Raw genomic sequence first — 14,913 nt, 5'->3', positions numbered from 1 at the left:
TAATTTTGCAAATGATAACTATTACTGTTTATAATTGCAACGTTTTAGTAACACTATTCACCTTTGACTGACATAAACACCTGCTAAATAATTGGAATTGTTATGGTTATTATTTTTAAACGTTCTTCGCTTTGTCTTGCTATGTTTTGCATTTATCAACAAAGTAGCGCTGAGATGACGCCCATTAGTAAGAAAACGAGTGTTGAGGCTCGCTCAGACACTTCCATTACAACTAGCTCCATTAATAATAAAGCAGAAACAAAAGTACTTTCTTTTACTGCCGCGCCAATCATTGTCACTGCAGAGACGTTAGGTGATTCTAGTGCTAATCAGGTAAAAGCATTTGCCGGTAATCGTACGGTAATTGATAACGATTTCATTAAAAAAACCGTGAGTAACTCAATTGACGGTGCATTACAGTTTATTCCAGGTGTCAAAATTGACGATGAAACGGGGACCGGTGTATTACCTAATATATCCATACGTGGTCTACATGCCAGCCGTAGTGGACAGGCGCAGTTTTTAATGGATGGCATTCCTTTAACCTTGGCACCTTATGGTCATACCGGTCAATCTATCTTTCCAGCAACCCTTGATAATCTTGAGCGCATTGATGTCGTACGCGGCGGGGCTGCGACCCAATATGGTCCAAATAATGTCGGTGGTGTGATCAACCTCATCACCAAACCTATTGCGAAAGAGACTCAAACTGAGATTGGTACCAATTTAACGGTCTTTGAACAGAACGGTAAGCCATTGACCAGTTTATATGCCCGTCACAGCCGCTGGTTAAATGATGATTTCGGAGTACAGTTAGAAGCCAATGGTATTAAGGGTGACAGCTTTAGAGATCACTCAGACACTGAAGTTACCAACCTACAAGCCAAAGCCCTTTGGTATATCGACGACAATCAGAAACTAGAAGGGTTTTTACAATACTATGATGCTGATACAGAAATGCCAGGTGCGCTCTCACCTGCTGCCTATGAGCAAGATGTTGGACAGAGTCAACGCCCACTTGAAGCTTATCAAGGTAAATCAACACGCTGGCATGCTAAGTACAAAAACTACTTGGATATCGGTGATGAAGCGGTCTTAGACCTCACTACTTTTGGTCATCATGCCACACGTAATTTTGAGTGGGGATTTAACTCACAAGCGAACAAACAAGGTGTACATTGGGCAGATCCTGCTATTGCAGCAGACAGCCTGCGTACCTCACCTCGTGAGTTTACTGTTTATGGCGTAGAGCCGAAGTTTTCTATGAAGATTGGTGATAGCAAAAATATCAAACATCACCTCATCAGTGGCGTGCGCTACGTCAATGAAGACATCGATTATAAACTGACGCAAACCAAACTTGCTGATGGTACGACGACCATGCCCCGTGATTGGAACCTACAAACGGATGCATGGGCCGCTTATGTTAGCGATGAGATAAGCTTTCTGGATGAGCGTCTAAAAGTTACCCCCGGTATTCGTTATGAAAATGCAAAAATGACGTTTAATGATGCTGGTAATAACACGCAAGCAGACAATACCATTACGGAATGGCTACCTGGGCTGACAACGTCTTATTCATTAACCAAGTCTGATGATAAGCTTTGGCTGATTTATGCCAATGCGCAGAAATCCCTAAGAACGCCGCAAATTGCCAACATTCGCGGTAACGGTGAAGAAGGCAGTGAGCTTGCGTGGAATTATGAAATAGGTACACGCTATACCACTGATAGTCTGCAAGCTAATTTGGGATTGTATCGCATAGACTTTAAAGACCAATTGCAATGGAACAGCGCAGAGCAAAGCTTTGATAATGTGGGTCGTACCCTGCATCAAGGTTTAGAAACTGCGATTACTTATGCCCCAAAAACATTCAAAAACCTAGATGTAGGTCTTAGTTACAACTATCTTGATGCCATGCTAAAAGAAGGGGCAGATGAAGGCAATCAACTGCCGTACAGCTCGCCACATCAGTTAGGCTGGCACGCCAGTTATAAGCATCAAGATTACAACGCCACTTTATCTGGCGTTTACTATGACAAAGCTTATGCTGATAATGCCAACACGGTAGCAGAAAGCAAAGACGGCGGCATTGGTGAGACACCTGCTTATCAAGTTTGGAACTTGAGCCTACAAAAAACATTGCAAGACACCAAGAACGAAAAGCTGTCTGTGCAGTTCGGTATTAACAATTTATTTGATGAGCAGTATTATTTCCGCGGTGTCGATACCAGTCCTGTTGGTCGCTATCCTGCACCCGGGCGTTCGTACAAATTAGGGCTCAACTATCAGTTTTAAGAGTTAATAAACCCTAATCCTGAGAGACCTCGCAACGATAAAAGCAAATCTACTTCCGATTTGCTTTTATTTCAAAAAAACATTGATAACTGCTTAGCGTTCTTACCAACGATATTACAAAACACAGCTACTCTCTATGTGAGTAATGGAAAATGGCTGAGCTGCCCGTCATCAATCCCCTCTTCAAAAAAATTGCTAGATTTTTACCATTAATTGCGTAATATTTTCATGTTTCACTTGTAAATGATTATCATTATCATTATCATTGCGTTCAATAAAAGATTGTGCTGCTTGTTTTTATTTATAGCTAATTATGAAAGGAAAACTCTATGACTTATTCTACGGTTCTCATCACTCATGTGGTCAACGATGCAGTTATTGAAGGTTTTATCCCCGCCTTATTGAAATCGAGGCACGTACCTGACAGTCAATTGATTATCATAACCGATGATAAAGAGGCACACATGGATGCGTTAATAGCGACGCCTTTAGGGGCGCAAATCAGCATCCTTGAATGCGATGTATTTAACCCTCTAGCGATCATTGATACCTTAAATAATTATCATATCCTGCCCAATCTCGTCTTTAGTAATAGCGACCATCTACAAGCCGCAACCGCTGTGGTCGCTGAATTTTTCCATTTGCCTAGTAAAGACTGGCGTCACTGCTTGGTCTTTAAAGACAAGTACTTAATGAGAACACAGCTGCATTCTGCTCACTTATATCAAGCCGGCTATCAGCTGCTAACCGCCAAAGATTTACACCTTGAGAATCTCAGCATCAGCTTTCCTCTGGTCGCTAAACCCAAGCAAGGCGTCGCTAGCATGGACGTTCAGCTTTGTATGAATAAAAACGAGCTGCTAAGCTATTGCCAAAGTTTTTGGCAGTCAAAAACCCTGCCTATTTTGGTTGAGTCCTATGTGGCTGGGCGCTTAATTACGTTAGAGACACTCGGAGATGGTGAGCGTTTGGTGGCGGTAGGCGGCTTTGAGGTGACATTGACCGAACCGCCACATTTTGTAGAGCTTGATGCAGTTTGGAATACGCCTTTATGTGTACAGTACCGTGAGCGTTGTTTGGCGATTCTACAAGATATCGGTGTGGGACTTGGCGTCTGTCACAGTGAGTTTATTATTACCCCAACGGGCGAGGTGCATTTGGTTGAAATCAACTATCGCAGCATCGGCGATGGTAGAGAGTTTCTATTACATGATATGGCGCACTACCCTTGGTTTGATACCATTGTTAGATTGCATCAAGGGGTCAGCATTGCTGAATTAGAGGCCGAGTTCGGACAGCTCGCCATCAGTACGCATGCACGCATTCATTACATTGTTGCACCTCAATCTGGCACCATTTGCATAGCACCTAGCCCATTTAATAAGCAAATGCAGCAGACGACCATTATCCATCAGCCCCTAAAAAAACAACATCAAACCATTCATATTACCCACTCTAATAAAGACTATCTGAGCCGACTACTGGCTTATTCCGATTGCGCGAACACTATGAATGACGTACTAAACGATGCCATAGCAAATTTGCAATGGCAGTTTGAATCCTAGGACGTTGTTACCTACTTTTTTACACATTTTAATTGTTATATTTTGAGAGTTTATGATGGATAAACAATATATTACTAAGCGCTTTATCAACACTTGTATCCGTGAAAATATCTATGGGTTGCTGTCAAATAATTCGATTATCGAAACAGAATTTGATATTCCTGATCTGCCAGAGGTATTAAAACAACAAAAATTGTGGCTAAAGATAACCTCGTCCAATCAAACCAACTGGTTGCCGATTGTAGCCAGTGACTATATGCAATATTGGCAACTTGCCAGCCCAATGTGGCTTCAAAAAAACTCAGACGGTTACCTCATCAAGCATGACTATCAGGATTTTGTCGCCATTCTCAAACAGTTGCCAGATGCCTGTGAGACTGCGCTCGACAGCTATCTGCTTGAGCTTGATTGTGCCACCGAACACCGAGCGTTAGCGCGCCAAGGGTTTGAGTCTCAACGCTGCCATCTTAAGCGCAATATTAATGGATACCCAAGCTGGTCTGAGCGTTTGCTATACGCCGATCAAGTCGCCTCGTATTTGGATCACCCTTACTATCCGACTGCTCGAGCCAAGCTTGGTCTGGACGCGTCTGATATCGCAGCCTATAGTCCAGAGTTTGCGCCAACCTTTAGTCTATATTGGGTTGCTATCTCTAAAGCAATAAGCACCGTCAGCGCGAAGCTACCTGATGTTTGGCCAAGCTTTACAGACGTCGGTCTCAGTCCGGACCTCCAACAGACGCACCATCTGTTTCCCATACATCCGTTAACCTTGCCGCTGCTGCACCAGCATGTTCTCAAGGATACTTCGCTGCAAATTATATTGGCACCCAAATCTGCGCTAAGCGTACAACCAACCTTATCTGTGCGCACAGTAGTGTGCTGTGCTGACCCAAATATTCATATCAAAGTACCGCTCATCGTCCGCACCTTGGGCAATAAAAACGTGCGCTTAATTAAGCCCTCAACCATTTATGATGGTCACTGGTTTCAGCGCACCTTACAGTTTATTGAAAAAAATGATGCCGCGCTGCAAGAGTGTTACGCCCATTGCGATGAAAGCCTAGGTGGTCATATGGGCGATGATAAAACTTTTGCCTTTATAGTCAGGCACTATGACGATATCAATTTAACGGACAAAACCCCTGTCCCAGTGGCAGCATTTGGCAGCGTCATGCCTGATGGTCGCCCCTTTATCAGTCACTTAATTGCACAGTTTTATGACGGTGATAGTAAGCTTTGGTTAAAAGAATACATCCATTTGTTATGCCATGTTCATTTAACTTTATGGATCAAATATGGCATTGCGCTAGAAGCCAATCAGCAAAATGCCGTCATTGTCTTTTATCACCATAGCCGCACGATGACCTTGCTCATGAAAGACAATGATTCTGCACGCCTTTATCCACCACGATTTAACGCTAGCATGGCACAAGTTGGTTTAGGCGATGTGATAAAGAGCAGTGCTATTAATGACATCAAGGATATTAAAGACCAACGTATCGTCGTTGAAGATGAGTTGGCATTAGCGCAGATGTTTTTGACCATCACGCTCCAGCTAGACATCGTTGCCATTATTGAGATGATGAGCGCCTATAACATCATCAACCGTCATGACGCCTATCAAACCTTAATAGACTGTATTGATACGACCTTACACAGCCTCTCTAAACAAGGTTACGACATCCATCTTGCCAAGCAAGTCTTATTAGAGAGCCAGCACTGGTATATCAAATACTTATTGTCTGCTGGTAGTCTGTTGTCAAAAGAGCAGTCTGGCGCGAGCGATATCAATAAGTTCTATGGCAAATCAGCACCCAACACCTTAAAACTTATGCAGCAACACAAGCAGGACTCCTAATGAGCTATCGAATTATGGTGGCAATCGTCTTATGTTGTCACTACCTGTCCGCGTTTTCTGCGTTAGGTATGCCTTTGTTTTTACCAATCATGCTCCAAGAGCTAAATGCGCCATTGCAATCAGGCTGGGTTGGTTTGCTGTTTATATTACCGACTCTCATGACTGCCATCGCTGCCAGATACTGGGGACGTTTTGCCGATACATATGGTCGCAAAACATCCTTGTTGCGAGCGGAGTTGGGGTTGGCAGTGGGGTTTTTAATATGCGGATTTTCTCAGTCTTTATGGCAGCTCGTCATAGGGCTGAGCGTTCAGGGGCTTTTTGGTGGGACAATGGCTGCCTCAAACGCCTATTTAGCCACCAGTATCACTGATAAAAACGCCTTAAAACAGGTGTTAAATTTCACTCAATTCTCAGCACGACTTGCCCTGATTACGGCCCCGATTGGGCTGGGTTTTTTGGTACACCATTACGAGGTGTTAAGTTTGTATCGCGTGCTTGCCATCCTGCCGCTCTTAGCATTACTACTCAGCTTTTTGTTAAAGAAAGACATTATCAAAGCAGGCAATATCGGCACAACCGCAAATACTACCGAATTGCCAAAAGCATCTACAAAAACCAAAACCAAAACCAAAACCAAAACCAAAACCAACAACAGTAACAGTAACAGTAACAGTAACAGTAACAGTAACAGTAACAAAGCTAAAAGCGATAAAAAGAAGACTCAGCACTCAGTGCAAGCAATAACGGGCACAGCTTTTTTCGCCAATCCTTATCTGTTTATATCGGTGCTGCAGTTTTTCTTGGCCTTTTGTATGGTAGCGACTTTCCCCTATTTTTTGCCATTTGCCAAAACTTTTGAGCTGAGCACCTCTCAAATAGGACAGTTATATGCCATGCCTCATGTCATGTATCTGATCTGTCAGCTGCTCTATGGACGTATCAGCCAACGCCTGCCAGCAATGTCCTTAAGCCTTGGCTTTACGGTATTAGCAAGTGCGGTTTTGCTGCATTTGACGGATTATCTTCCCCTGATTTGGTTGGCTAGGATGTTATTTGGCGTTGGTATGTTTATGTGTTATCAAAGCCTGCATGCGCAAATGGCGGATACCAATCAGTCTAAGCATAGCGGCAAAATATTCTCTCGCTATGATGCGCTAGCAAAATGGGGCGGCGTGCTAGCAGGATTGTCGGTCACTTTATTTGTACCGATGTTTGGTTTGCTCTCTCCGTTTGTTCTCTCAGCAATGATGGCAGTTATCGCGATAATAACCATCAAAATGTATCAAGCAAAACAGCGCAAGATTGTGTAAAGAGCACTACAGACAACAATCACTCTAAAAGCATCTAAAAAAGACTTCACTTATGAAACCAAACTATTCACTATCGAACAATACGATGCCAAATTTTCTACCACCCAGTAAAACAGTTGAAAATACCCCAGTGCCAAGCCTGCTTTCGCAGTACCATCAGTATAAGTCTGAGCAGCATGCACTGACAAATATCATCAATTGTTATCTTCGTGAGTTTGCCATCCCCAATCAAGACCTAAGCATTGATGAGTCTGATGACGATTTACCACTGTGTCTACGTGATAACCGCGCCTGCCTAAGCACGCGCCTATTAACGATTCGATTTCCTGTCGCTAATGAGATCGCTTCTGCAAAAATCGTATTGCCAGTGGCGTATTTTAGTCACTTAGGCAAGTGCCAGCCAAGCGGAGCGCCTTGGCTAAAAGCTCGCGGTCAATCATGGGCGTGCCTCAACATTCATCAATTGGTCGATTATCTGCACAGTTATATTGCTACGCGTTATCAAATCGATATCAACCAAGAGCTAAAATACCAGATTGATAATAGCATCAGCGTGACAACCGCTTTTTTGCAGGCCCTTAACAACCATGCTACTAACTACCATCACGATTTACAGCAAGATAAATCTACCGTTAATGGCTATATAGATAGCGAGCAAGCATTGCTGTGGGGTCATGCGTATCATCCGTCACCGAAAAGCCGGCAAGGGGTCGATATGACGTCTTTATTGGCGCACTCGCCCGAAACCCAAAGCCAGTTTGCTCTGTTTTGGTTTAAGGTTGATTCCTCCCTCGTCAGCTATATTGGCAAAGACACCCAAACCGTACTGCGCAATATCGCTCGCACGTTACTTGCTGGCGCTGGCGACTTACTAGAGTCTATTAATTCAGATACTGATACTTTACATCCTGATAGCGACACCGATTGGGTTTACTACCCTTGTCATCCGTGGGAAGCCGATGGCATCTTGGCAAATCCGATCATCAAGCGAGCAGTCACATCAGGATATATGATACCGCTTGGTCTGATAGGTAAGGCGGTATCCTCAACCTCATCAGTGCGCACCTTATATCATCACCAGCTATCACATTTTATCAAATGCTCTATCCATGTTCGTCTGACCAATTGCATTCGCAAAAACGCTTGGTATGAGCTCCACAGTGCCGTGTATTTGAATGCTATTTTAGAAAAAATTGATCACAGCAAGCGTCTGACTGCGCCAGCTTTTAAGCTGATGTTAGAGCCGGGGGCTGCCACCCTTGATATGAGCGCCAAATTCCCCGATGACGATTCCAGCTCGACTCAGTTTATTACCGAGTCCTTTGGCATGTTATTTCGAGAGTCATTTACGACGGATGAAATTAAATATCTTAAGCCACAAGTTGCTGCGGCCTTATTTACGGAGGATAGGTTCAGAGACAGCGTCATCGAGCGCCAGCTACAAAAACATTGCGTACACACTGGTCAACGTGATAATGAGCGTTCATCTTATGACACTCTAACCTGCTTATGGTTCAGCCGTTATGCCAATATTTTAATTGACGGTACGTTTGATTACTTCTTTAACCATGGTGTTGTGTTCGAGCCGCATTTACAAAACACGGTAATTGGCTTTCATCAAGGGCTACCGACATGCGTCTGGATTCGAGATCTTGAAGGCACCAAGCTGGTTGATAGCCTATGGTTACTTACTGACGCGACTGATTTATCCGAGCGCTGTAAACAATCCATCCGCTACTCTAAAGCAGCAGGATGGTCACGTATTGCCTATTGCGTTTTTGTGAACAATCTTAGTGAAGCCATCTTTTATTTATGCCGAGGTGCGCAATCAGCGGAGATTTTAGAGGCGCGACTTTGGCAGCATGTCAAAGAGATATTGATGAACTGGCAGCTGGTATATGGTACTCAGCCTGAAATTCAGGATTTGTTAGACGGCGGTAGCTTACCTAGCAAGACCAATTATAAAACTCGATTACTCACGCTTGCTGATAAACATTCCGCCTATGTGATGCTTCCTTGCCCATGGCAGTCCTCTATGCTCAACGCCAATAAAGACAATAAATCTAATATAAAAACTCATAAATTATCTGAATTAAAGGTTGCCTAAAATGATGACAAACGCGACAACAACACACTTAATCGAAACCTCAGATAAGCATTCGCTTCCTCAAAAAATAATTGACTGTATCCATAATTATGGTGCGCAGCCGTCACCGCTCTGTGCTTACATTTATGATTTAGAAGCTCTAGAAGAGCGTATAACAACTATGAAGCGCTGCCTGCCTGATAACACGCAACTGTTTTATGCCATAAAGGCCAATGCTGAGCCTAAGATACTATCAACCTTGGCAGAGCATGTAGATGGGTTTGAGGCCGCTTCTGCAGGCGAGCTAAATTGGCTACAAACCCACCAGCCAAACCATCCTATTATTTTTGGTGGACCGGGCAAGCTGACCTCAGACTTACAGCAAGCCATACACCAGCAAATCGATACCATTCATGTGGAGAGTCTGGTCGAGCTGACTCGAATCCAGATCTTAAGCCAAGCCTTGCAGCTTCCCGTCCGTATATTTTTGCGGATGAATATTGATATTGGTGATATCGGCAGCAGTAAGCTGGTCATGGGCGGCAAGCCTACCCCCTTTGGGCTAGATGAAACCCATCTCAAGCAAGCGCTAGCTATCATCGACTCAAGCCCATTTATTGAATTTTGTGGGTTTCATTTTCACTTGATGTCGCATCAATTATCCGTCGAGCGCCATCTGCTATTAATGCAGCGCTATATGGAGATGGTCAAGAAGTGGCAGCACGATTATCCGTCGTTGCCCTCAAACCTGACCATCAATGTGGGTGGCGGCATTGGTATTCACTATGATCAGCAGCCGCAGCATTTTGAGTGGGAAGTATTCTGTCAACAGCTTGCCAGCATTTTAACGGCAAATCTGCAGTTTACGGTCAGGTTTGAGATTGGACGTTTTATCACTGCGCCCTGTGGTTATTACGTCATGGAGGTACTGGATATCAAAAAAAATCTTGGCGAGACCTTTGTGATTGGTCATGGCGGCACGCATCACTTTAGAACGCCCGCCGCGCAGCAGCACAATCATCCTTTTTTCATCGTGCCGCGCCGCATGAGCCACGCAATGGAAAATAAGTTGCAAGCAAATCTGATAGAGCAAGCCGCTATCACTGGCACTAAGGCAACCCTTGTCGGTCAGCTTTGTACTCCCAAAGACATACTGGCAAAAGATCAATGGATTGACGCGCTACATATCGGCGATTACCTAGTTTTTACCTTAGCAGGCGCTTATGCTTGGAATATCTCTCACCAAAACTTCTTAATGCATCAGCCACCGAAAATGATTTTTTTATAAAAGGATAAGGCTAATTTAATATATGAAGAAGAATTTGCGTCTTTGTTAGGCACCGTTAATAATTAAGAAAGAATGAAGCTGGTTTAAGTGTGACAGGTTGACAGGTTGACAGGTTGACAGGTTGACAGGTTGACAGGTTGACAGGTTGACAGGTTGACAGGTTGACAGGTTGACAGGTTGACAGGTAAGGTTATGGCAAAAATAGAAACTCAAAGTCGTTGAATAAAGACTTATAAATACAAGAAAGCTGATGATGCGCATAAGACCCATGAAAACCTATTAAACTTTAACCCATCTGCGCTTAAACAATTCTAGACAGGTGATGTCACCTATATTCGTATCAAAGGCGGCTAGTGTTATCTAGCCGTGTTTAGGTTTGTATGCCTGTCGTGTGATGGGATTTGCCGTGTCAGACTTGCCTGATAGTATGCTGACCACTATAGACTGACTGTTGATTTTCGTGTGCTTAGAACCTCCTAACCATAACACTCATTTGCATTGATTTATGATCGATGCGCTATACAGATATCGAACTATTCATTTTAGATATGGATTGCATGATTACGAAATCGATAGCATAGGTTATTATTAAGCAGTATGCCTAAAATCTCCCAATTTAGTTCCTACCTGACTTACAGCGTAGACCACATAGCTGCGTTATGTATAAAAAACCCACTAAGCATCTACTGAGGCATTTTAGCGGGCTCTTATTAATTTTAGAAACATTCAGGTAGCTTGATTGATATTGAGGTTTGATAGAAGAATCTGAGCTTAGCCAAACTGAAAGGCTGATATCTGAGTCTTCATTACTTGCTGAGAATAGACCTTTTGCCCTTGATCTGTTCCTGCTGCGCCCGCGATAACCATCAGCGGGATCAAATGCTCTTCGCTTCCTAATAGATGAGACTCGATAGCATGGGGCGCTTTAGACCAATCACTAAGGGCTGCAAATCGCGCATCTTCATCGGCTGCAACCGTCTTAGTTAACCAATTATCAAATACCACTGATGGAGCCGTGAATTTTTTATCGCCATAACCGCGCATATTATGAAAACTCATACCGCTGCCCACAATCAACACCCCTTCATTACGTAATGCCGCAATTGCTTTACCTGCCATTAAATGGGCTTCAGGATCGAGATCATGACGTAGCGATAACTGCACTACTGGAATATCCGCATTAGGGAACATGAGTTTTAACGGGATGAATACTCCATGATCAAAGCCTCTTATAGCATCTTGTGTATTGTTTAAACCTGCATCAGTGAGCATATTACCTATCCGTTCAGCCAATACTGGCGCGCCCACTGCTGGATAAGTCAGCTGATAAGTATGCTCAGGGAACCCATAATAATCATAAATTAGATCAGGTTGCATACTAGTGGTGATACTAAACTCGGGTGCTTGCCAATGTGCGCTGATGATCAAAACAGCTTTTGGGCGCTGTGGCAAGCGACTTGAGATACCTTTTAAAAATTCGGCCATTTGATCCCAAGTATCAGTTGGCTGCCACTCCATAAAAAAACAAGGACCTGCACCGTGAGGTATAAATAATACTGGCTGCGTGGCTGAAATAGACTCATTATTCATTAGCTTCACTCCATTATCTTTACTAAATACTGCTAGGATGAACAGGGACAGTTCCATTAGGATTCAATGCTTTTAAATAATAATAAGCCACATGGAAGCATACTAACGTCACACGCCAGCGAACATAGCCTTCTTTATCTTATATAGGTTGCCAGTTTTTAGTCCAATTGTTGCCATTATTTAAGATGGACACTTACTATTAGCGAGTAAATGTGGATTTATTAATCATTATCTAATTTTTTTGATAAAGCGTTATCCATACTGAGATAACCGCCACCTTGTACCGCTAAAGCCAGCAAAGCTACCATTAAGGTCAAGGCATATTCGTAGCCACCATCAGCGGCAAATAATCCATTACCGATATGTACAGAGAAGATGGCGACTAACATCGTAAATGCAGCAACTAATGCAGCAGGTCGAGTCAGCAATCCTAAGACTAAGGCAAGACCACCAAAGAATTCGGCACCCCCTGCCAATATTGCCATTAACAAACCAGGTTCCATACCCATACTGCTTAACCACCCAGCCGTGCCAGCCAGCCCATTGCCACCAAACCAGCCAAATAACTTTTGTGCGCCATGTGCCATCAAAATCAAACCTACGGGTACACGAAGGATTAAGGCTGCAGTGCCAGCTTCTGATGTTAAAATTTTATTTAATAGTGATGGTTTCATTGATAATTACTCTATAACGTGTGATTAGGATAAATGCTATAGACACACTTTACTATCAACACAGTAAAAGAGTAAGATAGATAATATTGAGTAATTAACAACATATCATTGATAATTTTTTCGGCATTTAATTTTGATGGTTCAATAGAAATAGAGCAAAATATGGATAGAATCGATGCGATGCGTGCCTTTGTGGCAGTGGTGACCGAAGGCAGCTTTAGTAATGCGGCAAATACCTTGCAGCTGTCACCGCAGTTGGTAAGCAAATATGTCTCTAAGTTGGAGGAGCAGCTAAATAGTCGCCTGCTTAATCGCACCACTCGTAAAGTCAGCCTTACCGAAGCTGGTAGTCATTACTTCGGACATGCACAACAGATTTTACTTAGCATTGATGATATGGAATCAAAATTAGGTGGTTTACAACAGAATCCCAAAGGCGTCTTAAGAATCAGTGCACCAGTATCGTTTGCCTTAAAACATATGGCTAAGTTAATCACTGACTTTCAGATACATTATCCATTGGTCAAAGTCGACCTACAATTGACTGATCGCAAAGTCGATATTGTCGAGGAGGGTTTCGATGTGGCCTTGCGTATCGGGCAGCTAAAAAGCTCGTCATTGATTGCCAAGAAGGTCGCACCCATTCGTGTGATGTTATGCGCTGCACCTGATTACCTGAACAAACATGGCACGCCTACTCAACCTGAAGATATTGCCGAACACCGCTATTTGCATTACAGCTATATGAATATGGATGGTAAGGACGATATCTACCAATTATTAAAAGCAAAATACCTCAAGCAAGGTAGCGAGCTTCGTAGTAATAATGGTGATGTATTGGTGGACGCGGCTATTGCAGGCGCAGGAATAGTATTACAGCCGACTTTTATTATCAGCGAAGCGCTTAGTAGTGGCAAACTAGTCGTAGTGTTGCCAAAACTTGAGCCTGAGGCTTTGGGCTTATATGCAGTCTATGCTCATAGAAAATTGCTACCACATAAAGTGAGGTGTTTTATTGATTTTGTGGAAGGCTATTATGGCACGCCACCGTACTGGGACGAGTCCATACCTTAGCTTTTATTGGGCTTAACGGCAATGACTCGTTTATTGAACTAGCACTCGTAAATTCTCACGCATAGGTTTATATTCTATATTAACACTATGATGTATTCATATTGTCTCACGCTTATAATCAAACCCTTCTTCATCATAAATCTGATAAGTCACGTCTAACAATGTTTTTAACAATTCTGACTTGTCAAAGTGTCTCACACTCATGACAATAGGAGAGGTTAAAAGCCCGTCCTCGAAAGGAATATAAGTCACTTCCTGACTCCGCAGATGCTCAAGCGTTTTTGGTACGATAGTCAAGCCCTCACCTGCTGCTACCAACCCTAACGCAATATGCAGCTCACGTACCTCAGTAAAATAGTTTGCTTTTAGATTGCGTGCCTCAAACAACTCTAAGACATAGTCAATAAAACTAGGACGAGGTGCCATCGGATATAACAATAAGTTTTCATTGGTTAAGTCCATTAAACGAATGCTCTTTTGCTTCTCTTGTGCCAAACGATGTTTAACAGGAACAGCTACAACTAAGCTCTCCTCTCTTAATAGTAATCGTCTAATAGAAGCGTCTTCGAATAATAACCTTCCATAACCAACATCTATTTTACCCTCTACCAAGCTTTGTGTTTGCTGCCAAGAGTTTAATTCATATAACTTAATTTCTATATTTGGATAGACCTCTCTGAAGCGCGCAATCACTTTTGGCAATATGCCATATAATATCGACGATACAAAACCTATAGAGAGTGAGTTGTCAAAATTACCCTTACGAAAAGTCATAGCACGCAGATCATCTGATTTCTTTATTATCTGCAGCGCATGATCATAAAAAAACTCGCCAGCTTCAGTAAGTTTTAAAGGGCGATTGTCCCTATCAATGAGCGTGACGCCTATCTCTTCTTCTAATTGTTTTATCTGACGGCTCAGTGGTGGTTGTGAAATAAACAAACGCTCTGCTGCCTTATTAAAACTTTTTTCCTCTGCCACTGCTACAAAGTAGCGTAAATGTCTCAATTCCATTGAACGTTATTCCTTGAGTGATCTATAAGCTTATCGATACCTAAAGAACATAACATGGTGCGGGTTGGTTATCAAAATACCTAAAAGGTATTAATAATAGACTAAATGGGTCTTAGACATGTCGTTATACAGCAACTATAGTTCTTATTA

The 14,913-nt window shown here is 42.8% G+C and carries 10 protein-coding genes; 7 read left to right on the top strand and 3 right to left on the bottom strand.

The window, feature by feature from the left end; all coding sequences use genetic code 11:
- Positions 1 to 102: 102 nt before the first annotated feature.
- From PCRYO_RS06560 to PCRYO_RS06535, 6 genes are all read left to right on the top strand, one after another.
- Positions 103 to 2,298: a TonB-dependent receptor family protein gene (locus tag PCRYO_RS06560; protein ID WP_011513613.1), complete on the top strand. Its 2,196-nt coding sequence runs from the start codon at positions 103 to 105 to the stop codon at positions 2,296 to 2,298.
- A gap of 329 nt (positions 2,299 to 2,627) precedes the next feature.
- Positions 2,628 to 3,863, top strand: a complete 1,236-nt coding sequence (locus PCRYO_RS06555) for an ATP-grasp domain-containing protein (RefSeq protein ID WP_011513612.1) — start codon at positions 2,628 to 2,630, stop codon at positions 3,861 to 3,863.
- Positions 3,864 to 3,915: 52 nt separating this feature from the next.
- Entirely contained in the window at positions 3,916 to 5,724 is a 1,809-nt protein-coding gene (locus PCRYO_RS06550; RefSeq protein WP_011513611.1) for an IucA/IucC family protein, read from the top strand.
- Positions 5,724 to 7,037 (top strand): MFS transporter, encoded by a 1,314-nt coding sequence (locus tag PCRYO_RS06545; protein WP_011513610.1) that lies wholly within the window; start codon positions 5,724 to 5,726, stop codon positions 7,035 to 7,037. Before PCRYO_RS06550 ends, PCRYO_RS06545 begins: the two co-directional genes overlap by 1 nt.
- Positions 7,038 to 7,089: 52 nt before the next feature.
- Positions 7,090 to 9,144, top strand: coding sequence for an IucA/IucC family protein (locus PCRYO_RS06540; protein WP_011513609.1), 2,055 nt, complete (start codon positions 7,090 to 7,092; stop codon positions 9,142 to 9,144).
- Position 9,145: 1 nt separating this feature from the next.
- On the top strand, positions 9,146 to 10,411 hold the full coding sequence (locus PCRYO_RS06535) for a type III PLP-dependent enzyme (RefSeq protein WP_011513608.1): 1,266 nt from the start codon (positions 9,146 to 9,148) through the stop codon (positions 10,409 to 10,411).
- 771 nt (positions 10,412 to 11,182) lie between these two features.
- On the opposite strand, the gene PCRYO_RS06530 is transcribed toward PCRYO_RS06535, so the two are convergent.
- Both PCRYO_RS06530 and PCRYO_RS06525 read right to left on the bottom strand, forming a co-directional pair.
- Positions 11,183 to 12,001 carry a DODA-type extradiol aromatic ring-opening family dioxygenase gene (locus PCRYO_RS06530; RefSeq protein WP_011513607.1) on the bottom strand — a complete coding sequence of 273 codons (819 nt, stop codon included), beginning with the start codon at positions 11,999 to 12,001 and terminating at the stop codon, positions 11,183 to 11,185.
- 221 nt (positions 12,002 to 12,222) lie between these two features.
- Positions 12,223 to 12,675 carry a DoxX family protein gene (locus PCRYO_RS06525; RefSeq protein ID WP_011513606.1) on the bottom strand — a complete coding sequence of 151 codons (453 nt, stop codon included), beginning with the start codon at positions 12,673 to 12,675 and terminating at the stop codon, positions 12,223 to 12,225.
- A gap of 162 nt (positions 12,676 to 12,837) precedes the next feature.
- Here PCRYO_RS06525 and PCRYO_RS06520 point away from each other — a divergent pair, with 162 nt between their 5' ends.
- A complete protein-coding gene (locus tag PCRYO_RS06520) occupies positions 12,838 to 13,749 on the top strand; it encodes a LysR family transcriptional regulator (protein ID WP_011513605.1) in 912 nt (303 codons plus the stop codon).
- Between the two features lie 96 nt (positions 13,750 to 13,845).
- Here the strand turns inward: PCRYO_RS06520 and PCRYO_RS06515 are convergent, their stop codons facing one another.
- Complete coding sequence (locus tag PCRYO_RS06515) at positions 13,846 to 14,763, bottom strand: LysR family transcriptional regulator (protein WP_011513604.1); 918 nt, start codon at positions 14,761 to 14,763, stop codon at positions 13,846 to 13,848.
- Positions 14,764 to 14,913 lie beyond the last annotated feature (150 nt).

The sequence above is a fragment of the Psychrobacter cryohalolentis K5 genome, from assembly GCF_000013905.1.
Taxonomy (GTDB): domain Bacteria; phylum Pseudomonadota; class Gammaproteobacteria; order Pseudomonadales; family Moraxellaceae; genus Psychrobacter; species Psychrobacter cryohalolentis.
Note: the sequence above shows the minus strand (reverse complement) of the source record. Positions and strands in the feature narration are given on the sequence as shown.